The following is a 21,727-nucleotide window of genomic DNA, read 5'->3' on the forward strand; positions in this document are numbered from 1 at the left end:
ACCGCACGTAGACAAGTCCATGGGTCGCTCCATGGGCTGTCTCGGCGCTGGCTAAGGTGTTGCCGTCGGGTGTGCGTGAACACAGGAGGGCCGCGTTTGTTCGTCTCCGGTGATCGGGTGATCGGTGCTGTCGGCGATCTCGTGCGCGCGGCGGACTGCGAGTTCGCGCTGCTGCGCGCGGTCGACGCCGCCCTCGGCAACCTCCCCGGCACCCGCGACGCCGCCGCGAACCTCGTGCGCGCCGTCGACGTTTCCCCGGAGTTGCTGCGGCACTTCGGTGACCGGCTGATCCACCTCCCCACCCCCGATCCCGTCGACGCCACCACCCTCACCGAAGCCGCCGCACGCACCACCGACGCCTTGCGGACCGGTGCCGAGGCGATCGCCGGTGCGGTCTTCTTCGATGGTCGATTCGTCTGCCAGGCAGACCTTCTCGTGCGCGACGGTGCGCGGTACGTAGTGCACAGTGCCGTCGCACCTGCGCGAGTGGGGGTCCTGGGCGATGGGCCTCGGCATGACGACGGGCCTTCGGGTATCGGCTTGCCCAGGCGTTCACGTGGAAATGACGACGCGCAGGACCGCGACGTGGATGGCGAGTCGCGCGGGGACCGGGGCGCCGAGGCCGACCGTGACGCGGACAGTGGCGTGTCGCCCGTGCTCGCTGAGTCCCGTTCTGGTGCCGCGGGGTTCGTTGATGCCGACGACCACAGGGTGTTGCGGCGTGAACTCGCGGCGGGGCGGACGCCGTTCGAGCGGGTTTCGGCGTCGGTGCGGTCGGTGGGAGTCGATCCGGTTCGGCTGGAGCTGTGTGCTCGGGTCGAAGTGGCTGCGTGCGTCGAGGCATTGGCGGCGGCCGGGGTGGATGTCGACCCGGTGGCGCGAATTTCGACGCCGACCGGTGAACATGGCGTGGTCGCAGCGGAACTCGAGCCGATCTACCGGGCGCGACGGGCGCGGGTGGAACACGTCGTCGAGGAGAAGCTCACCGAATTGCTGCCCGTGCAGTGGGGTGACCCACGCTATCTGGCGTGTGGACAGTGCCCGACGTGCCGTGCGGCGGCCGCGACCGCACGGGACTTGCTGCTGGTAGCGGGGATTCGGCCCACCCAGCGCGCCCGGCTGCGCGAAGCCGGTGTACTCACCATCGACCGCCTCGCCGCCACCACCGTTCCCGTCCCCGGCCTCGCCCCGCGCACGGTCACCGAACTGCGCCGCCAAGCCGACATCCAACTCACCCGCGAACGCACCGCAACGCCCACCTTCGCTCTGCGCGACGCCACCGCCCTCGGCGCCCTCCCCACCCCGCGCCCCGGCGACCTGGCACTACTCATCGACCTGGACCGCCGCGGAACCATCACCTCGGTAGAAATCGCCGACGCGACAACCACTGTCTTCCGCCCGGAACCCTCGCCTATCGCGTCGACCGATCCGCGCTACGCGCAGGCGAGCGACTACGGATCATTCGCCAGGAACGGCGGGCTCGGGTCCGACGAGCGGAACGGTGGCGCTCTCGGAGCTTTCGCGAGGGGCGCCGGAGGGCTCGGAACTTCAGCGACAGGCGGGGGCGAGCTCGGGCCGTCGACACAGGACGGGTACGGCCCGGACGTGCTCGAGGAACTGCTCGACATCATCGGTGAGTATCGGGCCCTGGATCCGGATGTGCGGGTCTATCACTACGGGTCGGCGGTCCGGACGGCGCTGCTCGGCTGGTCGGGACGCTTCGGTGTCGGAGCCGATCAGCTCGACGAACTGCTCGCCGACGGGGCACTGGTCGACCTGGCACCCGTAGTGCGGACCGCATTGCTGATCGGTGAGCAGTCCTACGACGTCGCCGGATTGGCCGCCCTGCTCCCGGGCGCGCACGGCCGCGCGGCCACCGTGCTGGGCATCAGGGACTGGTTGCTGGCGCGGGCGGCCGAGGCGGGGATCGAGGTGCCCGGCCCAAGGTTCGCGGTGGCCGAGACCGACATTCCACCGTCGTTGCGCACGGGTTCGCTGGAGGCCGCGCTGGCCGAATTCGCCGCCGACGCATACGGTGACGCGGCCCGGGCGGCCGCGCTCACGGCCGCGGTGCTCGGGTATCACCGGCGTGAACGGCAGCCCAGGTGGTGGGCGCACATCGACCGGCTCGGGCACCCGGTGGGGGAGTGGGCCGACGCGCCGGGCGTGCTGGTCGCCGAGTGGGGCACCGTCGACACCAAATGGCATCGCACGCCCCAGCTTCCGACGATGCGCCGCTACCTCACCCTCACCGGTCGCCTCGGCACCGGTGCCACGCTGACCCCCGGCACCCAGATGATCACCATCTATGACGGTGCGGCGGCAGCGGGCATGACCCAGACGCTCGGCAGACGCGCCACCGCCACGGCCACCGTCCTCGGCTGTGCGGTGGACGCCGATTTCGACGACACCGTGCGCCTGGAGGAACTGCTCCCGGCGGGCTGCCCGCCCTACGACGACCTACCCGCCGCCATCGCCCCCGGCCCACCCGACGGCGAGGCCGACCTCGAGGCGGCCCTGGAAACCACCGCCCAGGACCTGCTGGTGACGTTGCCGTCCGTGCCCGCGAACGCGGTCTACGACCTGCTGCTGCGGCGCCCGCCCCGCCTGCACGAGGGCGCACCGTTACCGCAGGTCGACGGCGATATCGCACACGCCATCGCCCAGGCGACGGCCGCACTCGACGCCTCCTACCTGGCTGTGCACGGACCGCCCGGCACCGGCAAGACCGGGACGACGGCCCGCGCCATCGAGCGCCTCGTCACCCGCAAGCGGTGGCGGATCGGGGTGGTCGCGCGTTCACACGAGGTGATCGAGCGGATCTTCGACGCGGTCGTGGAGGCCGGGTTGCTGCCCGAACTCGTCGCGAAGAAGGACGTGGCGTCGGTGGGCCGCGAATGGTCGGCGATCGAGGGCAGCCGGTACCCACGATTCCTCGACAACGCGGTGAACGGGTGCGTGATCGGCGGCACCACAGCCGATTTCGTCGACGAAACCCTCATCGCCCCCGGCTCGCTCGATCTGCTGGTGATCGCCGACGCGGGCGAATGCTCGCTCGCCGACACCGTCGCCGTCGCGGTGAGCGCGCGCAACCTGCTGCTCGTGGGTGATCCCGAGCCCGCGCTCGCCCAGGCCGAACACCCTGAGCCGATTCATGTTTCGGCCCTGGAGTGGCTGTGCGACGGCGCGGCCACCTTGCCGCCGGAGTACGGCTACTTCCTCGACCGCACCTGGCGGATGCACCCGGCGGTGTGTGCGCCGGTGTCGGTGAGCTGCTACGACGGCAAGCTCACGGCGGTCGAGGCCGTCACCCGCGCCCGCGATCTCGCCGGGATCGCGCCCGGGGTGAGCACGGTGTTCGTCGAACATCGTGGCAGCGCGACCGAATCCGATGCCGAGGCCCGTGAGGTGGTGCGCCGCGTGCGCGCCCTGCTCGGCGAAACCTGGACCTCCGGTGCGCGCACCCGCAAACTGCACCCGCACGACGTCTTCGTCGTGGCCCCTTACGCAGCGCAGGTGGCGCGCATCCGAACCCTGCTGGCGCGCGCGAAGATCGAGGACGTCCTCGTCGGCACCCCCGACCGTTTCCGGGGCCGGGAAGCCGCCGTCGTCGTCCTGTCGATGACCACCTCCACCCCCGACGACGCCCCCTTCGGTATGCGAGCCCTCCTCTCGCGCACCGTCATCCACGCCACCCTGTGCCGCGCCATGTGGAAAGCGATCATCATCCGCTCGCCGCTGCTCACCGAGTACCTCCCGGACACTCCGGAAGAACTCGCCGCCCTGCGCGGCTTCCTCCAGCTCGGTTGAACACTCGGCGGCACATCAACCGTCGCACGGCGCAGGCGCACGCACTCGATCGGCAATTCGCCCCGCGAGCTGTGACGGTGGGCGCGGTCTACGCCTAGACCCGATACCGCCCACCAACTCCGACCGATTCAACCGACTGCCCCTACGTCGAACCCGGCCGCCGCATGGAGCGCACCGGCGACCTCGTCGTTACCTGTGGCTGCGAGGGCCGCCCGAACCGATCGCCGCGGGTCAAGCGGCGCGCAACAGCCGCCGCAGCCAGTCGGCGGCGGTGTCCGGTGTCGCCGGGGCGACGGACACCTGGTGGCCGGAGTGGACCAGGTAGCGGCCGTCGCCGGTGACGTCGATCCAGGACAGGACGCCCGTGGCCGGTTCGTCGGCACCCGGGGCGACGAGGATCTGGCCGATGCCGGTGCGCGGGCGTTGGAGGAGTTTGCGGATGCGGGCGGCGTCGGAGGGGCCTGCGACGGGGACGGTGACCAGGTCGCGGCTGTCCTCGCGCACGCGCGCCGCCGGTGCGGCGATGCGCGGACCGGTGCCCACGGGTTGGCGCGGCATCCGGGAAAAGACCTGGGGCGCGAAGCGTTTCGTCGCACCGACTTGAACGTGCAGGTCGCCACCTCGGTCGGCCGCGATGCCGGGCGACTGCACGGCGAGCACCGCCACGTCCCCCGCGACGGCACCGAGCATGCGCACCGGCGCGGGCGCGTGTCCGCACACCTCCACCCGGATCTCCGGTTTGGCCAGCACGCGCAGCGCCGCCGAGAGGTCGGGGTCGAGGGTGCGGGCGCACCAGGCGTCGAGTGCCGGTCGGGCGGCCGCCCGCTCGGCGGTGTCGCGGGCGGACGCGCGAACGGCGAGCGGATACGGGATCCGGTCGCCGTCGGTACGCGCCCAGGCCAGCGCGAACTGGTCGGGCGTGAGGTGCCAGTTCACTCCTGCTCGGTCCACTCTCCGAGCACGGCGGGACTGGTCGGTTCCAGCTTCCCGATCAGTGGGTTCACCTCGTCGGCGGGTTCGAGGAAGGTGGGTTCTTCCTCGAGGAAGCGCAGGAATTCGTCGTCTTCGTCCTCGATCTCGGTCTGGGCGGGTGGGCGCGGACCGCCGGGTGCGCGGGTGTGGTCCGCCGCGACCATCGCGCCACCCATGAGTCCACCGATCGCGCCCGCACTCATTCCGGCAGCCGCTTCACCACCGGCCACGGTGGGGTCTTGGCGGACGTCCTCGGACGACGCCGATCGCGTGGCTGGAGAACCGGATTCGCCGAGCGAAGCCGCCTGTGTCGCCGGTGAACCGGATTCCTTCCGCGAGGCGTTCGCGCGTTTCCCGGCCCGCCCGAGCGCGCCGGCGGGAACAGGGCCCACGATGGGCACCCCACTCGCGGCGCCGGACCCCACTGGGGCACCGGACACGGCACTCGGCGTGCCGGCTCCGGCCGCGGCCGCTGCCGGGGCGACCGCGGCGGAACCGCCTGCGAACAGGGAAGTGCTCGCCGTCGAGCTACTCACACTCGCCGGTGAAACCGCAGCACCGGAGCCGTCTGCCGTCGACCCTCCCACCGCATCGGAAACGGCGTTCCCTGCTGCCGCACCGGTAACCGCGACATCGGACCCCTCGCCGGTAACCGCCGTGACCACCGACGAAGGCACCGCACCGAGCGCACCGCCGACCGCTACATCTGTTGTGCCCGAAGCGATCTCGCCGAAGGCTGGTACCCCCGACCCGGTGGGCACGAAAGCCCCCGCGTAGATCGTCTCCATCGCCTGCACCGCATCCAGCCGGGCGTTCTCGGCTTCCCGCGAAATCGTGGCATTGTCCGTGGCCTGCTGCGGATCGAGCAGCGCGCCGTCCGGATCAGGCTGCGCCGCAGCGGGTTCGGCGACAGCGGCGCGAATCGACTCCGCCGCGTCACCCGCCTGGCACAGCCGGACACCGACCGCCGTCAGCACATCCGCGATCTGCCGACCCACCTGCTCGAACGTGCGAAGGGCATCGACGGCGGACTGCGCCGCCGACCCGCGCCACCCGTCGGCGATCGCGGCCCGGATCTCGGCATGCGCGTTGTCGACCTCGTCACCGACTGCGGTGGCCGCGGTGAGATACAACTGCCCGCCACTGCTCAAGGCGGCCGGGTCGAGTTGCTGTACCGCCGTGTGGATTTCGGAATGCGACAGGCTGTCGAACACCTCGACGACGGCCACGTAGTCCGGGTCGGTCCCCGGCGCACCGGAAATGCTACGCATGTCCATCACCCGTCTCGATCGCCCGGACCGCGCTCGCCATCGCCTGATCGCTCTCCTGGTAGGCGGCCCCGGCGGCCCGCAGCACGGCGGCCAGCTGACGAGCCGTCGCGGCGTAGGCACGCAACTGGTCGAGGGCATTGCCGGTCTTGGTCTCGAAGCCGGTGCGCAGCGCGGCACCCGAGGGCAGCCCACCGAAGCCGGGCAGCGTCGCGGCCTGGGTCAAGGCCTGTACCTGCGCGTCGACGGCAGCGGCGAGACGTTCGTAGCGCAGCGCGCACCGTTCGGTCGCGCCGTCGGCGACGAGCACCCCGTCGACCCACAGTCCGCCCTCCTCGACGGCCTGACCGAGCGCCGCCGTATTCGGCAGCCCCGTGCGATTCGATTGCACCGCTTCCCCCTTCGTCGTTCAGTCCGCCGTGGCGAGTACCCACCGCGCGATATCGTCGGCCACGCGGTCCCGCACCGGCTCGTGCAACAGGTCGTGACCGGCGTCGGCGTACTCGCGCAAATCTACCGATCCATACCGCTGTGTCCATAGCCGCATCGCATCGATCGGTGCCCGGCGGTCATCGATTCCGTGCACCGCGAGCGTCGGCAGGCGGGGGTCGGGCGCGGTGTCGGTGGCCCGGCGCGGTGTGCCGCACAGGACGAGTCCGCGCAGGTCGGCGGACTGATCGACGGCGACGGCGAGCGCGGTGACGGCGCCGAGAGAGTGGCCCATGAGCACCGGCGCGGAGGTGGTTTCGGCCCGCACCAACTCGAGCAGGCCCCTGGCATCGGCGACCAGTTCGCCGAGGGTGCCCGGCGCGTGCGGATCGCCCTCGCTCAGGCCCTGTCCCGAGGTGTCGAGGGTCCACAACTCGATGCCGGTGGCGGCCAGCGCGGCACCGAATCGGTGATAGTGCCCGCTGTGCTGACCGGTGCCGGGCAGCAACACGACGGTCGCGGCGACCAGGCCGGTTGACCTGCGCCGGTAGTGCAGACGGCCACGCGCGCTGTCGAAGTAGGGCACCGGCCGATTATCCGCACCTGCCAAAGCATCGCGCCAGCCGTTACACTTCGCCAGTCCACCCGGTTCAGAGTCGAGGTCGTCCATGTTGTCGTTGCGTCGTTGTGTGGCAAGCATTGTCGTCGGTGCGGCAGGCGTGAGCACCGCGGTCACCGGCGTCGCCGGTGCCGACCCGGTCGCCGCCTGTGGGCGGGCCGGTCAGGAGATCGCGATCGACTCGACGGTCCCACTACTGGACTGGTCGGAGAACTTCGGCATCGACGAGCGCGGTGACGTGTGGGTGTCGCGCGTGCTGCGCGGTGAAGTGCAGCGCTACGACGGCGCCGGAAAGCTCACCGCCACGGTGGATATCGCGGCGCCCGGCGCCGTCCGACTCGGTCCCGACGGCCTGCTCTACGTGGTCACCGGCAATTCGCCGCTGTCGGATTCCGGCGGTGTCGTCCGATTCGACCCGACCGCCGCCGACCCGGTGCCCGAACCCTTCGCCACCGGTTTCATCCACCCCAACGGCGCCGCCTTCGACGCCCAGGGCAACCTGTACGTCACCGCCCGCGACGGCGTGCACCGCATCTTCCCCGACGGCACCGAGGACATGACCTGGTGGTCGAACGCCACCGTCGAGGGGCCCAATGGTGTTGTGGTCTCCGGTGATTCGGTATACGTCACGGCGAACTACGTCGACAGCGCGGCCGGTCCGGTCGGCCGGGTGCTGCGCTTGTCGCGCACGAACCCGGCGGTGAGCACAACCATCGCCGACCTGACCTCGTTCGGTTCGCTGCCCGATTTCGTCGACGACCTGGTCCTGCGCGACGGCGCACTGTACGTGACGACCTTGACCGGACAGCTGGTGCGCGTCGACCTGGCCACGGGCGGTGCCTGCACGATCGCCGCCACCCAGCCGCTCACCGCCGTCGTCGCCGACCCGGCCGACTCGTCGGCGCTGCTCGCGGGCACCGAAGAGGGAACCGTCCTGCGCATCCGCCCGCGCGGCTGACCCGAAGCTTTTGCACGAAGTACGGCCGCCGACATCAGTCGACGGCCGTTTTTCGATCCTGGTGCCCGGCGGCCGATCAGCCGCCCACGCTCAGCGCTGACGGCGGAGCCGGGGGAGCGGGCGCGGGAGCCGGCTGCGGTGCCTCCGCGGGGGCGGGGGCCGGAGCGGGCGTTTCGGGGGCGGGTGCCTGCGACTGTGCCGCACCGGCGCCGGGCGCACCCGAACCGGGGGCGGGCGCCTGCGGTTCCGGCGCGGGCGGGGCGGCCGGTGTTTCGGGAGCCGCCACCGGCAGATCCGGAACGACGAACGTGCCGACGGTCGGTGTCATCACGCAGCGTGCACCGGGGTAGTCGATGGTGCCCCACATGGAGGCGACCACGGTGCCCGCGCCGCTGGTGATCGTCTTCGACAGCGACGGCAGCTGGTATTCGGTGAGGTCGTCGAGGGCGGCGATACCGCTCTGCCCGTTGTTCACATTCACCCAGGCCACGCTCAGACCGGAAGCCAGCGGCACACCGGTGTGGGCCGGACTGGCGCTGAACCGGACATCGCCCGGGGTCAGGCTGGTCCCGGTGCGCGGGCCGGGGCCCTCGACGGTCGCGGCGGCGATGATGGTGGTGATGGGTCCGTTGCTGCCGCAGCCGAAGGTGGGGGCGGCGTAGCCCAACGGGATGAACTGGGCCGAGATGTCACGCAGGCGGTCGGCGCCGACCATGCCGGTGAAGTTGGCGATCGCGTCGACACCGGCCTTGGTGCTCACGTCCTCGCCCGCGAGATCGTGCAGGTGGGTGATGGCGTCGTCGAGAGGCGACGCACTCGCGGTCGCCGCGAGCACGACCACAGCCCCGATGCTCGCCGCGGTCACCGCCGCCGCCCTACCTGCGATGGATCTGCCGTTCACCCGTAACTCCCTGCTGCTCGCCCACCGGTTCCCCGGTCCGTGTGGCAACGTACCAGTTCGACGTGCCGGTGGCAGCGTGGCGGTGTCGTGGCGTCGCCGTGCGGGGTAGGTTTCTGAAGACGGCTACTAGAGACGCTGGGAGACCCGTATGAAGCTAGCCCTGTCCCCGGAAGAGGTCGCCTTCCGCGACGAGCTCCGGCACTTCTATCACACCGAGATCCCCGTCGAGATCCGTGACCGTGTGAAATACGGACACGAGCTTTCCCGCGAAGACATCGTCACCGCCAACAAGATCCTCAACGATCACGGGCTCGCCGTGCCGAACTGGCCGGTCGAGTGGGGCGGCAAGGACTGGACGCCGATGCAGCGTCACCTCTGGCTCGACGAGATGCAGCTGGCCTCGGTGCCCGAGCCGCTCACCTTCAACGCCTCCATGGTCGGGCCGGTGATCGCCCAGTTCGGTTCCCAGGAGCTGAAGCAGCGTTTCCTCCCGCCCACCGCCGCCCTCGACATCTGGTGGTGCCAGGGCTTCTCCGAGCCCGACGCCGGTTCCGACCTGGCCTCGCTGCGCACCACCGCCGTCCGCGACGGTGACTCCTACATCGTCAACGGACAGAAGATCTGGACCACACTCGGCCAGTACGCCGACTGGATCTTCTGCCTCGTGCGCACCGACCCGTCGGCACCCAAGAAGCAGGCGGGCATCTCCTTCCTGCTCTTCGACGTGAAATCGCCCGGTGTCACCATGCGCCCGATCAAACTGATCGACGGCAGCTACGAGGTGAACGAGGTGTTCTTCGAAGACGTCCGGGTGCCCGCCGACCAACTGGTCGGCGAGGAGAACCAGGGCTGGACCTACGCCAAGTTCCTGCTCGGCAACGAACGCACCTCCATCACCGGCGTCGGCAAGACCAAGGTCAAGATCGGGCTGGCCAAGGACCACGCGCGCTCGATCCGCACTGGCCACGGCACCCTGCTCGAGGACCCGGTCTTCGCCGCGCGCATCGCCGAACTCGAGAACGAACTGCTCGCCCTGGAACTCACCCAGCTGCGGGTGGTGTCCAATTCGGCCGACGGCAAACCCAACCCGGCCTCCTCGGTGCTGAAACTGCGTGGCACCGAACTGCAGCAGGCGGCCACCGAACTGCTGCTCGACATCGCGGGCGCCGACGCCCTTCCCGTCGACGCCGACGACATCGCCTCACCCGCCTGGGCCCAGCACACCGGCCCCGGCTATCTGAACTACCGCAAGGTGACCATCTACGGAGGTTCGAGCGAGGTCCAGCGCTCGATCATTTCCTCCACGATCCTCGGATTGTGAGGCGCTGACATGGATCTGGCACTGACCGAAGAACAGACGATGCTCCGTGACACCGTGCGCGAACTGCTGCACCGGTTCTACGACAGCGAGGCCCTCACCAAGGCGGGTGACACCGATCCCGGCTGGAGCCGCACGGTCTGGAAGCAACTCGCCGACCTCGGCGTCCTCGGCCTGACCATCCCCGAGGAAGACGGCGGCGTCGGCGCGGGCCCCGTCGAGGCGATGCTCGTGCAGGAGGAACTCGGCCGTGCGCTGGCCCCCGAACCGGTGCTCGACGCCGTGGTCGTTCCGGCCGAGCTGATCCGGCTCACCGGCAGCGCCGACCAACGCCACCGGCTGCTGCCCGCGCTCGCCGAGGGCACCACCCTGCTCGCCTTCGCCCATGCCGAACCGGGACAGCGCTGGCCGTCCACCGAGGTCACCACAACCGCCGACCAGCAGGGTGATTCGTACACCCTGTCCGGTGTGAAGAACCCGGTCCCCCGCGGCGATTGTGCCGATCAGCTGATCGTCAGCGCGGTACTGCCCGGCGGCGGTGTCGGCCTGTTCCTCGTCGACCCCACCGGCCCCGGTGTGCAGCGCCGCACCTACCGCACCTTCGACGGCCGCCGCGGCGCCCAATTCGATTTCGCCTCGGCACCGGGCGAATTGCTCGGCGACACCGTCGACGCGGCCGAACAGATCGCACTCGCCCAGGGCTACGCCCAGGCAGCGCTGTGCGCGGAATCGGTGGGCGCCATGCAGGTAGCACTCACCTCGACCACCGACTACCTGAAGTCGCGCAAACAGTTCGGCGTAACCCTGTCGAAGTTCCAGACCCTCACCCAGCGCGCCGCCGACTGCTACGTCTCCCTCGAACTGGCCCGCAGCATGAACCTCTACATCACCGCCGCCCTCGCCGACGGCGCCAACGACCCGATCGTCGCCTCACGCGCCCGCCTCCAGATCGGCAAATCCGCCGCCCACATCGGCCGCGAGGCCATCCAGATGCACGGCGGAATCGGCGTCACCGCCGAATACCCGGTGAGCCACTACGTCGCCCGCCTCACCGCAATCGGCCAGACCCTCGGCGGAGAACTGGAACACCGGCGCGTGCTCGCCGATCGCGTCGGCAGTTACGACTTGCCGGAGTTGTAGACAGCCCGGGAATGGTGCGTACTCGGTATGGGTGCGCACCATTGCCGAAAATCGTTGGCGGCGCGGCCGAGTCGCAGGCACGATGATCGGAATGAGCGTACCCACTCGTCAGGTTCGTGCACGCTTCGATGCATCGACCGTCACGGTGTACCAGGCGTATCGAGCCGATATCGCTGTACCAGCCGCCGCGACAGGGAGGTTCCCCGACGCCTTCAAGCGGGAGCGGATGACGTGGATCAAACCATCCTTTCTCTGGATGATGTACCGCTCTGGATGGGCATCCAAGCTGGGCCAGGAGTATGTGCTGGCGGTAACCATCACCCGTGAGGGTTTCGAGTGGGCGTTGCGGCACTCCGCGCTCGCCCGCTTCGACCGCACCGCACACACCGATCGCGTCCAGTGGCGAGGCAGCCTCACCGCCCCTGTTCGCATCCAGTGGGATCCCGAGCGCGACATCAGATTGTCGCCTCTCCCATACCGTTCATTGCAGGTCGGTCTCTCCGGGGAGGCCGTTCGCCGCTACTGCGACGAATGGATCGTCGGCATCGAAGATGTCACTGAACTTGCGCATGAAACGCGTAGTCGCATCACCGCTGAAGATGAAAGCGGTGCGCGCGAGATGATTCCTTCCGAGCGGTCATATCCGATACCGGACGATATTTCGCGGACTCTGGGAATGGCGCAATTGCCTCGCGCTGAATCAATCTGACCCGAGAATTCGCGCACGCCCGCTCGAGTCCAGCAGCTCTGCGGGCGCCCGTTTCCGGTCAGCCGTCGGCCTGGGTGGTTGTCGGTGGGGCCGTGGTGGGGGAGGGGGTGCGGGTGGTGTTGTCGTGGGCGTTGGTGGTGGGGAGGTCGGAGTCTTCGAACTCGCCCTCGTAGGTGGGGCGGGTGCGTGGGGGGTTCACCGTGCGGGTGGGGAGTGTGGTGCGGGGTGGGCGGGTGGTGGTGGGGGTGGAGTCCTCGGTGGTGGTCTCGGGGGACTCGGTGGTCGGTTCCGGCGGGCGGGATTCGGTGGTCGCCTCGGTCGGGTGGGGGGCGCTGGACGGATCGTCCGGTGCGGGGGTCTCCGAGGGGGAGGTCTCGGTGGAGCTGAGGCTGAAGGGCTTGCGCGGCGACATGTACGGGGCGATGCGCCAAGTCGGCGACGGTGGGATCGAGACGCGGACCGTGGTGGAGGTCGGGTGGTCGTCGGCGACCTGGCTCGGTGCCGCGGCCAGTCCGGCCTGCAGCGGTGGCGGCGTCACGTAGACGTCCTGCTGTCCGACGCCGCACGCACCGATCACGATCAGTCCGAGCGACACCGCGCCAACAGCGATTGCCGGACCTACGAGCTTGGCCCTGCTGTCTTCCATCGCCTTGTACTCCTCGTCGGCTTCGGGTCGCCTCACAGTAGTGCAGCCCGGGAAAATCGGCTCATTGTAAACATGAATGATTCAGATATCGGATTGGTCTCGTAAGCGTGTCGTGGTGACGTGTCGCGGGCTTTCGTAGCGAGAGGGTCGTAGCGTGTGTGAGCAAAGTTACGCATGAGACGCCCGGACCGAAACCCCTGACGCGCGAGGTTTGCGCGACGCAAGAATCAGATCGGCGTCATCGAGGAGAGTCTGATGGGAGCTTATTCGACACCCCGGCTGGAAACGGCCGAGGCGAACCCCGATCCGGCCACCGAGGCCCCCGAGACACCCGACACCGCAACCCCGCCGGGCAACGGCGCGTTCGCTGTCGTGGCCCGGGTACTCGGCTGGTTGTTCTTCGTCGGCGGACTCGTCGGCGCAGGCCTCGGCATCGCCGGGCTGCACGTGGAGATCACGGTGGCGGGCCTGATCCTGGCCTGCACCGCGGGCCTGATCCTGCTCAAGCTGCGCGCCGATCAGGAGCCGCGCGAAACCGCCTGAGCCACTACGAAATCCGATTCCACCACCGACGGCTGAGCGCTACCGTCGATGTGGTGCGAATCGATATCACCGGTGACGCCGCCCGGTTCCTGCCCGAGGCCGAAACCTTCCTGCGCCGTGATGCCTTGCGCAACACGGTGATCGCGAGCAGCGTCGTCAATCAGATCAACGGCAACTTCTCGGGCACCCGCTTCCTGGCGGTGCGCGACGAGGACGTCGTCGGGCTCGCCCAGTGCACCGACGACGGCCGCGCCTACCTGGGCGACCTGCCCGCCGCGAGCATCCCGTCCGTGGTCGACACCCTCGTCGAGCACATCGAGAACCTGCGCAGCGTCGAGGGTTCCAGCGCTGAAATCGACGCATTCCTCGCCCATTGGTCGGCGGCACACCGCGGCACGCACCGCCTGGACTACACCGCGCGGCTCTACCGGCTCGAAACCCTGCACGCGCCCGAGGTTCCCGGCCGCGCCCGCCAGGCCACCGCGAGCGACGTGGAGCTGTGCCTGGAATGGTTCGCCGACTTCGACCGCGAGATCGGTGCCGTGCGTGCGCTCGACGAAGAACGGGCGCTGCGGCTGATCGGGCGCGGGTGGTGGTGGTTGTGGGAGGTCGACGGCGCACCGCGCAGCTTCGTCGCCCGCCAGACCGGGGTGTTCGGCTGGGCGCGGATCGGGCCGGTCTACACCCCGGTCCCGTTGCGCGGCAACGGGTACGCCAGCGCGCTCACCGCGGCGGTATCGGCGGCGATCCGGGCCGAAGGCGCGGGCGTGTGCCTGTTCACCGACCTGGACAACCCCACCTCGAACAAGATCTACGAGGCAATCGGATTCCGGCCCGTGCGCGACTTCCTGAACTACGAACTCAGCCGCCGAGGGCGGTGAAGATCACCCAGCCGACGGCGACGAGGAGGGCGATCAGCGACAGCCAGCCCATGACCGAGCCCTGCCAGCGCGAGGTCCGCTTCGGACCGAGATAGGCCTCCGCGACGGACTTCTCCGGCTTCTTCCTCGGCGCCTGCCGAGCCGGGGCTTGCCACTGCTGTGGTGGGGGATAGCTGGGCCGATACGCGGCCGGCGGGGGCGCCTGGTGCACCGGAAAACGCGGTGCGGCAACGGGAGCGGTGGTCACTCGGCCGGCGGCAACGGGTGCGGTGAGCGCTTGGGCGGCGGCAGCGGCGAACTCCGCGCAGCTGGCGTACCGGTGTTCGCGGCGCTTGGCCATCGCGCGCGCCAGCACCGCGTCCATCGCCGGTGGCAGATCCGGGCGCAAGGCGCTCGCTCGTGGCGGCGGCTGCTGCAGATGCCCCTGGATCACCGACACCGGATTCGGCGCGTCGAACGGGGTGGCTCCGGTGAGCAGCCGGAACAGGGTGCAGGCCAGCGAATACTGGTCGGCGCGACCGTCGAGCGCGACACCGGTGAGCTGCTCGGGGGAGGCGAAAGCCAGGGTGGCGGTGAAGCTTCCGGTCTGGGTGAGCTTCGCGGCGTTGTCGTCGTGCAGGCGGGCGATGCCGAAATCGGTGAGATACACCCGCTCGGCGCCGTGCACCGATTCGATCAGGATGTTGGCCGGTTTCACATCGCGGTGCAGCACGCCACGGCTGTGCGCGAAGTCCAGCGCCGCAGCGGTTTCGGTGACGATGTGCACCGCCCGCGCCGGGTCGACCGGATCGGGCAGCGACGCGGCGTCGGCGCCGTCGATGTAGCGCATCGAGATCCACAGCTGGTCGTCCTCGACACCCCGGTCGTACACGGTGACGATATTCGGGTGCTCGAGCTGGGCGACCAGGTCGGCCTCCCGTTCGAACCTGGCCCGGATCTCGTTGTCGAAGAACAGCTCCCGGTTCAGCAACTTCATCGCGGTGCGCCGGGGCAGGCGCGGGTGCCTGGCCAGATACACCGAACCCATGCCACCACGGCCGAGCAGCCGTTCGATGGTGTACCCGGCGAAGACGCCCGTCGTCTCCTGCATCAGTTCAGCGGGGCCGAACGCCACCAGCGCAGCACGTCCTCGGGCTCGCCGTAACTGTCGGTGTACATCAGGAACTGGGCGCGGTCCGGGTCGCCGGTGAACACGGTGATGATCTTGTTTCCGTTGTCGGAGTACTTGTAGTTGGTGTACTGCTTACCGCCGTTGGTGTCGGTCGACTTGGTGTTGGCGGGCAGGCCGTCGATCACCGCCTGCACGTCGGCGGCCGAGTTGTACACGTAGAAGCGGTAGAACGGGTCGTTGTCCTGCTCGTCACCGCCGCCGTAGCAGCGCCACTGCCACGCCCACGAACCGAACTGGGGATCGCCGTCGTTGTCCGTCGGGGTGTAGCTGGGATCGGTCTCCCAGCAGGTGGCGCCGTTGTAGCCGGTCTCGCTGTCGGCATCGGGCGGAACCATCCGGCTGAACTCGGCGCTGATCGCGGCGGCGTCGGGGGTGACGTGCTTGGCCGCGGCGGTCGTGGTCGTCGACGTGGTCGCCGTGGTGCTCGAATCGCCGCCGCTCGCCGCGACACCGATGCCGATGAGCAGCGCGAGCACCAGCACGACGGCGATCACGATGCCGACGATCAGCCCGGTGTTGGACTTCGACGGCGGCCGCTGCGGGTACTGGGTGTAGTTGCCGCCCGTGGGCTGACGCGGCGCCGCGAACTGCGGGTGCGACTGCTGGCTGTAGGCGCCGCCGGTATATGGTGCGGGTGTCTGGTTGCGCATCGGCGGGGCTGTCATCGGGCCCTGGGTGTGTGCGGTACCCATCGGACCGGCCGTTATCGCGTTGCCCGTCATCCCGGCGCCCGTCATCGGGCCCTGTGCCGCAAGGGGATACGGCGAACCGGTCTGCGGGATCGCGCCGCCCGTGGTGGGTCGGGGGCCGCCGGTGATCGGCATCCCCGGGCCCGTGCTCGGCCGGGCGAGCGGCAGCGCGGGTGAGCTCGGATTGTTCAGCGCGGCGATCGCGGCGGCGGCGAAATCCGAACAGGAGGCGAACCGGTCGTCGGGACGCTTGGACATCGCCTTGGCAAGTACACCGTCGAGCGCGGGCGGCAGACCCGGACGCACACTGCTCAGCGGCGGCGGGGGTTGCTGCAGATGACCCTGGATCACCGCGGCCGGGTTGGTCGCCGCGAAGGGGCCCGAACCGGTGAACAACCAGAACAGCGTGCAGGCCAGCGAGTACTGGTCGGAGCGGTGATCGAGGGAGGCGCCGGTGAGCTGCTCGGGGGAGGCGTAGGCGAGGGTGGCGGTGAAGGTGCCGGTCTGGGTGAGATGACCGGTGTCGTCACGCAATCGGGCGATACCGAAGTCGGTGAGATACACGCGTTCGCCGCGGCCCGCGCCCGAGCGGGCGAGCAGGATGTTGGCGGGTTTCACGTCGCGGTGCAGCACGCCCATGCCGTGCGCGTAGTCCAGCGCGTCGGCGGTCTCCTTCACGATCTGCAGTGCGCGCGCCGGAGGCAGGGACTGCGGTTCCACCGAGGCGGCATCGATACCGTCGATGTACTGCATGGAGATCCAGAGCTGCTCGTCGTCGAGGCCGCGGTCGTACACGGTGACGATGTTCGGGTGATCCAGGCGCGCGACCAGGTCGGCTTCGCGTTCGAAACGCGCACGCACTTCCTGGTCGAAGAACATCTCGCGGTTGAGCAGTTTCAGCGCGGTGAGCCTCGGTAGGCGCGGGTGCTTGGCGAGATAGACCGAACCCATGCCACCGCGGCCGAGCTGCCGTTCGATGACATAACCGGCGAAGACATCTCCGTTGGCCAGCATGTCTGCTCCACTTCCCGCCGTGCGCCGGGACCCACCAGCGCACGCGCGTACCGAAAATCATCGAAACCATAGCAGTCGGTGACCACACCGACGGGTGCCCGCGAACAGCGGGCACACGATCACGGTGGGCGCCGGTGCTGCGGCGGCACGATGTAGCCGGGATGGTTACGGCCACCGGGGAAGTCGATGGTTCCCGGCCGGGTGGCCGGGCGCCGCGGCGGGACCGGATTCCCACCCGTCGACGGGCGTTGGGTATGCGGCTGCGCGACGTGCGGAAACGGCTGCGCGGGCGTCGACGGTCGTGGCACCGGATAGGGCCGCGGGGTTTCCCTGGCGCGCAGCACCACACCGCTCGAGGCGTACTGCGGCTGGTGATGCCACGGTCCCGGCACGGCGAACAACGCCGCCTTGGCCGCGTCGGCGAACTCGGTGCAACTGGCGTACCTGGCCGCCGGGTGCTTGGCGGTCGCCCTGGCCAGCACGGCGTCCAGCGTCGACGGCAGGTCGGGGCGCAGGCTGCGCAGCGGCGGGACCGGGGTGCTCATGTGCGCCTGGATCACCGCCGCCGGGCTCGGGCCGGGGAACGGCACCGAGCCGGTGAGCATCCAGAACAGGGTGCAGGCCAGCGAGTACTGGTCGGCGCGATGATCCATCGGGCCACCGGCCAGATGTTCGGGCGCGGCGTAGGCGAGGGTGGCGGTGATGGAGCCCGCCGAGGACAGGGTGGTCTCGCTGTCGCGCACGGCCGCGATGCCGAAGTCGGTGAGAACTACCCGCTCCGGGCGGCCGATGGGCGGTTTGGCGAGCAGGATGTTCGCCGGCTTCACGTCGCGGTGCAGGACACCGCTCGCGTGCGCGAAGTCGAGCGCGGTGGCGGTCTCGGCGGCGATCTGCACGGCGCGGCCGGGGGTCAGCACGTTCACATCGGCGGTCGCCACATCGGTACCCGCGACGAACTGCATGGAGATCCACAGCTGGTCGTCGTCGGTGCCGCGGTCGTAGACATTGACGATATTGGGGTGCTCGAGCTGGGCGACCAGGTCGGCCTCGCGTTCGAACCGGCGGCGGATCTCCTCGTCGGACGACAGATCCCGACTGAGCAGCTTCAACGCGGTGAGGCGAGGCAAACGCGGATGCCGGGCCAGATACACCACGCCCATGCCACCGTGGCCGAGCACACGCCGGATCGTGTAGCCGGCGAACACGTCGCCTTTGACCAACACGCGAAGTCACCCCCTCCAGGGCAGAGCACCCGTCGAAATTCTACCGATGTATCTCCTGCCGGCTCCCACACGCAACATCTTCCGACCTTGTCGGTGCCGCGGATTAGGGTGTCAGCTATGCGCATTGGAGCACACGTTCGCGACGAGGGCGATCCGATCGGATTCGGCGAGAAGCTCGGCGCCGAGGTCATCCAGATGTTCGTAGTCGATCCGCAGAGCTGGGACAAACCGCAGCCGCATCCGAAGGCGGCCGAGATCCTGGCCAGCCCGATCGACGTCGTCGTGCACTCGTCCTACCAGATCAATGTGGCCAGCCTGAACAACCGGCTGCGGATGCCCTCGCGCAACGCGGTCGCCCAGCAGGCGAAGGCGGCGGCCGAACTCGGCGCGTTCGGCCTGGTCGTGCACGGCGGGCACGTGCGCTCCGACGCCGAGATCGACACCGGAATCGACAACTGGCGCAAGCTGTTCGAACGCCAACAGGACAAGGGCGGCTTCGCCGTGCCGATCCTGATCGAGAACACCGCGGGCGGCAACCACGCGATGGCACGGCACTTCGACTCGATCGCCCGGCTGTGGGACGCCGTCGGCGACTACGGTGCCGGGTTCTGTCTCGACACCTGTCACGCCTGGGCCGGTGGCGAGGAACTCGTCGGCGTGGTCGAGCGGATCAAGGCCATCACCGGCCGGATCGACCTGGTGCACCTGAACTCCTCGCGCGACGAGTTCGACTCCGGTGCCGACCGGCACGCCAACTTCGCCGACGGCACCATCGACCCGCAGCTGCTCGCCGAGGTCTGCCGCACCGCGGGCGCCCCGGTCATCCTCGAAACCCCCGTCGACGGTGTCGCCGACGACCTGGCCTACCTGCGGGAAACCCTGGGCTGAGGACGTTTCGGATCAGCCGGAGAGAAAACCTGTCTGTCCGGGTGGATTCGCGGTGTGCTTGACGCCTACCCCGAATCCCCACAGACAGAGGTGATCACCCATGACGGTCGACCAGGCCACCCTGACCGTGACCAAGCTCGGCGCCCACATCGGCGCCCAGGTCGACGGTGTCCGCCTCGGCGGTGCGCTGGACGCGGCGACCGTCGACACGATCCGGCGCGCACTCAACGAGCACAAGGTGATCTTCTTCCGTGGCCAGGACCACCTCACCGAAGACGGTCAGCACGAGTTCGCACAACTGCTCGGCAGCCCGACCACCCCGCATCCCACAGTGAAGTCGCAGGGTGTGAAGAGCCTGGCCATCGACTCCGAGAACGGGCGCGCCAATTCGTGGCATACCGACGTGACGTTCGTCGACCGGATCCCGAAGGCGTCGATCCTGCGGGCGGAGTATCTGCCCACCTACGGCGGTTCGACGACCTGGGCGTCGACGGTGGCCGCCTACAACTCGCTGCCCGAGCCGCTGAAGCTGCTCGCCGACAGCCTGCGCGCGGTGCACACCAATGTCTACGACTACGCGGCGAAGAATGTGGAGCCGCTCCGGCCGAAGTCCGAGCAGTACCGGGCCGAGTTCCAGTCGACGTACTTCGAGACCGAGCATCCGGTGGTGCGGGTGCACCCGGAGACCGGGGAGCGTGCCCTGCTGCTGGGGCATTTCGTGAAGAACTTCGTCGGTCTGTCGACCAGTGAGTCCCAGGCACTGTTCCGCTTGTTCCAGGATCGAGTGACCCGGCTCGAGAACACCACCCGCTGGAACTGGGCCGACGGCGATGTCGCCATCTGGGACAACCGCGCCACCCAGCACTACGCGATCGACGACTACGACGACCAGCCGCGCCGCCTCACCCGGATCACCCTGGCCGGCGACATTCCGGTCGGCGTCGACGGCCAGACCAGCAAGCCGCTGCAGGGCAACGCCGAGCACTACTCGATCATCGACACCCCCAACGACCTGACCTACCTGAGCGAAAGTCTCGCCTGATCACGCAAGCACATGGGTAACTCACCGGGCACGGGCCGACTCACCACACGCCCCGAAGCTTGCCGCGTTCCCAGCCTCCCCGCACCTGAGTCTGGCCAGAGTCGCGGGGAGGCGGATGGGCTAGAGTCGCGGGGTGGCGGATAAAGGTATTCGGCCGTTGGACGGTGTTCGTGTCCTGGAACTCGGCAACTACGTGGCCGCTCCCACCGCCGGTCGTATTCTCGGTGATTTCGGTGCCGAGGTCATCAAGGTCGAACGGCCCGGAACCGGCGACGAGCTACGGAATTGGCGGCTCTACGGCGGCGACACCTCGATGCTGTATCGCACGGTGAACCGCAACAAGAAGTCGATCGTTCTCGACCTGCGTACCCAAGCGGGTCGCGACATCGTGCTCGACCTGCTCGCGCACTGTGATGTGCTGCTCGAGAACTTCCGGCCGGGAATGCTGGAGAAATGGGGACTCGGGCCCGATGTGCTCGAGCAGGTCAACCCGAACCTGGTCATCACCCGGATCTCGGCCTACGGGCAGACCGGTCCGATGGCGTCGCGGCCGGGCTTCGCCGCCGTGGCCGAGGCCGTGGGAGGGTTGCGCGAACTCGTCGGCGATCCCGATCGGCCGCCGGTGCGCGTCGGGGTGTCCATCGGTGACTCCATCGCGGGCATCTACGCCGCGTTCGGCACCGTCATGGCCCTGTTCCAGCGCGAACGCATCGGCCGGGTGCCGCAAGCCGAACGCATCATCGACGTGGCGCTCAACGAGTCGATCCTGTCGGTGATGGAGTCGCTGGTGCCCGACCATCTGGCCTACGGCATCAACCGGGAACGGGTCGGCGGCCGCATGGAAGGCATCGCCCCCAGCAACGCCTACCCGACCAGCGACGGATTCAGCATCATCATCGGTGGCAACGGCGATGCGATCTTCCAGCGATACATGCAGGTCATCGACCGTCCCGACCTGGCTGTCGACCCGGAACTGGCCGACAACGCAGGCCGCTGGCGCAATCGTGAGCGCCTCGACGCGGCCATCGCCGAATGGACGGTGCGCCACACCCGTGACGAGGCGCTGAAATTGCTCGACGCCGCGGCCATACCGTGCGGTCCCATCTACACCGCGGCCGATATCGTGGCGGATGAGCAGTATCGAGCAAGAAACATGATCCAGTCGTTCCCGGTCGAGGTGGGCGAGCCCGAACCCAAACAGGTGGGTTTCACCGGCATCGTCCCCGTGATCGGGGGTGAGTCGCTGCCGATCCGCAATGTCGGCCCCGACCTCGGCGAGCACACCAGGGAGGTGCTCGGTGGGCTGCTGGGGATGACCGACGATCAGATCGACGCGCTGGAGGCATCGTGACCAGACGAGTACACGGTCGGCGCCGCCCGCCGGTGCGCAGCAAGTGGGAACCGCGCGGCCCGGGCCATGTGCGTCCGACGGTGCACCCGACCCCGGCCAGTGTCGGTGACAAACCGTGCGGCGGGGTGATGTGCGTGCCCACGCAGGAACCGGAG

The 21,727-nt window shown here is 69.2% G+C and carries 19 protein-coding genes; 10 read left to right on the forward strand and 9 right to left on the reverse strand.

What is annotated here, in order from left to right:
• Positions 1-75: 75 nt before the first annotated feature.
• Positions 76-3,810: a bifunctional RecB family nuclease/DEAD/DEAH box helicase gene (locus LDL21_RS04030; protein WP_225278838.1), complete on the forward strand. Its 3,735-nt coding sequence runs from the start codon at positions 76-78 to the stop codon at positions 3,808-3,810.
• Positions 3,811-4,041: 231 nt separating this feature from the next.
• Here LDL21_RS04030 and LDL21_RS04035 read toward each other — a convergent pair whose 3' ends face one another.
• From LDL21_RS04035 to LDL21_RS04050, 4 genes are read right to left on the reverse strand one after another with little or no spacing between them, the layout of a single operon-like run.
• The gene (locus LDL21_RS04035) at positions 4,042-4,746 is read right to left on the reverse strand and encodes an ESX secretion-associated protein EspG (RefSeq protein WP_225278839.1); all 705 of its coding nucleotides are present in this window, start codon (positions 4,744-4,746) and stop codon (positions 4,042-4,044) included.
• Entirely contained in the window at positions 4,743-6,053 is a 1,311-nt protein-coding gene (locus LDL21_RS04040; protein WP_225278840.1) for a hypothetical protein, read from the reverse strand. The genes LDL21_RS04035 and LDL21_RS04040 overlap by 4 nt, the downstream gene beginning before the upstream one ends.
• Positions 6,046-6,441, reverse strand: a complete 396-nt coding sequence (locus tag LDL21_RS04045) for a hypothetical protein (RefSeq protein WP_067491310.1) — start codon at positions 6,439-6,441, stop codon at positions 6,046-6,048. The genes LDL21_RS04040 and LDL21_RS04045 overlap by 8 nt, the downstream gene beginning before the upstream one ends.
• 18 nt (positions 6,442-6,459) lie before the next feature.
• Positions 6,460-7,065: an alpha/beta hydrolase gene (locus LDL21_RS04050; RefSeq protein ID WP_225278841.1), complete on the reverse strand. Its 606-nt coding sequence runs from the start codon at positions 7,063-7,065 to the stop codon at positions 6,460-6,462.
• A gap of 103 nt (positions 7,066-7,168) precedes the next feature.
• On the opposite strand from LDL21_RS04050, the gene LDL21_RS04055 reads away from it, so the two are divergent.
• Positions 7,169-8,056 carry an SMP-30/gluconolactonase/LRE family protein gene (locus LDL21_RS04055; protein WP_225278842.1) on the forward strand — a complete coding sequence of 296 codons (888 nt, stop codon included), beginning with the start codon at positions 7,169-7,171 and terminating at the stop codon, positions 8,054-8,056.
• 76 nt (positions 8,057-8,132) lie between these two features.
• Here LDL21_RS04055 and LDL21_RS04060 read toward each other — a convergent pair whose 3' ends face one another.
• On the reverse strand, positions 8,133-8,957 hold the full coding sequence (locus LDL21_RS04060) for a hypothetical protein (RefSeq protein WP_225278843.1): 825 nt from the start codon (positions 8,955-8,957) through the stop codon (positions 8,133-8,135).
• Between the two features lie 148 nt (positions 8,958-9,105).
• Here LDL21_RS04060 and LDL21_RS04065 point away from each other — a divergent pair, with 148 nt between their 5' ends.
• The 3 genes from LDL21_RS04065 to LDL21_RS04075 are packed head-to-tail and all read left to right on the forward strand — an operon-like array spanning position 9,106 to position 12,124.
• Positions 9,106-10,278, forward strand: coding sequence for an acyl-CoA dehydrogenase family protein (locus LDL21_RS04065; RefSeq protein WP_225278844.1), 1,173 nt, complete (start codon positions 9,106-9,108; stop codon positions 10,276-10,278).
• A gap of 9 nt (positions 10,279-10,287) precedes the next feature.
• A complete protein-coding gene (locus LDL21_RS04070) occupies positions 10,288-11,415 on the forward strand; it encodes an acyl-CoA dehydrogenase family protein (protein WP_225278845.1) in 1,128 nt (375 codons plus the stop codon).
• 31 nt (positions 11,416-11,446) lie between these two features.
• The gene (locus LDL21_RS04075) at positions 11,447-12,124 is read left to right on the forward strand and encodes a DUF4291 domain-containing protein (RefSeq protein ID WP_225278846.1); all 678 of its coding nucleotides are present in this window, start codon (positions 11,447-11,449) and stop codon (positions 12,122-12,124) included.
• 58 nt (positions 12,125-12,182) lie between these two features.
• Here the strand turns inward: LDL21_RS04075 and LDL21_RS04080 are convergent, their stop codons facing one another.
• Positions 12,183-12,770: a hypothetical protein gene (locus LDL21_RS04080; RefSeq protein WP_225278847.1), complete on the reverse strand. Its 588-nt coding sequence runs from the start codon at positions 12,768-12,770 to the stop codon at positions 12,183-12,185.
• Between the two features lie 255 nt (positions 12,771-13,025).
• On the opposite strand from LDL21_RS04080, the gene LDL21_RS04085 reads away from it, so the two are divergent.
• Together LDL21_RS04085 and LDL21_RS04090 are read left to right on the forward strand one after the other, a co-directional pair.
• Positions 13,026-13,313 (forward strand): hypothetical protein, encoded by a 288-nt coding sequence (locus LDL21_RS04085; protein WP_067637588.1) that lies wholly within the window; start codon positions 13,026-13,028, stop codon positions 13,311-13,313.
• Between the two features lie 53 nt (positions 13,314-13,366).
• Positions 13,367-14,194: a GNAT family N-acetyltransferase gene (locus LDL21_RS04090; RefSeq protein ID WP_225278848.1), complete on the forward strand. Its 828-nt coding sequence runs from the start codon at positions 13,367-13,369 to the stop codon at positions 14,192-14,194.
• Here the strand turns inward: LDL21_RS04090 and LDL21_RS04095 are convergent.
• From LDL21_RS04095 to LDL21_RS04105, 3 genes are all read right to left on the reverse strand, one after another.
• Positions 14,175-15,284, reverse strand: a complete 1,110-nt coding sequence (locus LDL21_RS04095; RefSeq protein WP_372462132.1) for a serine/threonine-protein kinase — start codon at positions 15,282-15,284, stop codon at positions 14,175-14,177. The genes LDL21_RS04090 and LDL21_RS04095 overlap by 20 nt on opposite strands.
• On the reverse strand, positions 15,284-17,068 hold the full coding sequence (locus LDL21_RS04100; protein ID WP_225278849.1) for a serine/threonine-protein kinase: 1,785 nt from the start codon (positions 17,066-17,068) through the stop codon (positions 15,284-15,286). Before LDL21_RS04100 ends, LDL21_RS04095 begins: the two co-directional genes overlap by 1 nt.
• Before the next feature lie 119 nt (positions 17,069-17,187).
• A complete protein-coding gene (locus tag LDL21_RS04105) occupies positions 17,188-18,291 on the reverse strand; it encodes a protein kinase domain-containing protein (RefSeq protein WP_308017112.1) in 1,104 nt (367 codons plus the stop codon).
• Positions 18,292-18,408: 117 nt separating this feature from the next.
• Here LDL21_RS04105 and LDL21_RS04110 point away from each other — a divergent pair, with 117 nt between their 5' ends.
• From LDL21_RS04110 to LDL21_RS04120, 3 genes are all read left to right on the forward strand, one after another.
• On the forward strand, positions 18,409-19,179 hold the full coding sequence (locus LDL21_RS04110) for a deoxyribonuclease IV (protein WP_067491328.1): 771 nt from the start codon (positions 18,409-18,411) through the stop codon (positions 19,177-19,179).
• Between the two features lie 100 nt (positions 19,180-19,279).
• Positions 19,280-20,221: a TauD/TfdA dioxygenase family protein gene (locus LDL21_RS04115; RefSeq protein WP_225278850.1), complete on the forward strand. Its 942-nt coding sequence runs from the start codon at positions 19,280-19,282 to the stop codon at positions 20,219-20,221.
• Between the two features lie 148 nt (positions 20,222-20,369).
• Positions 20,370-21,572, forward strand: a complete 1,203-nt coding sequence (locus LDL21_RS04120; RefSeq protein WP_225279226.1) for a CaiB/BaiF CoA transferase family protein — start codon at positions 20,370-20,372, stop codon at positions 21,570-21,572.
• Positions 21,573-21,727 lie beyond the last annotated feature (155 nt).

The sequence above is a fragment of the Nocardia rosealba genome (assembly GCF_020216065.1).
In the GTDB taxonomy this organism is placed as follows: domain Bacteria; phylum Actinomycetota; class Actinomycetes; order Mycobacteriales; family Mycobacteriaceae; genus Nocardia; species Nocardia rosealba.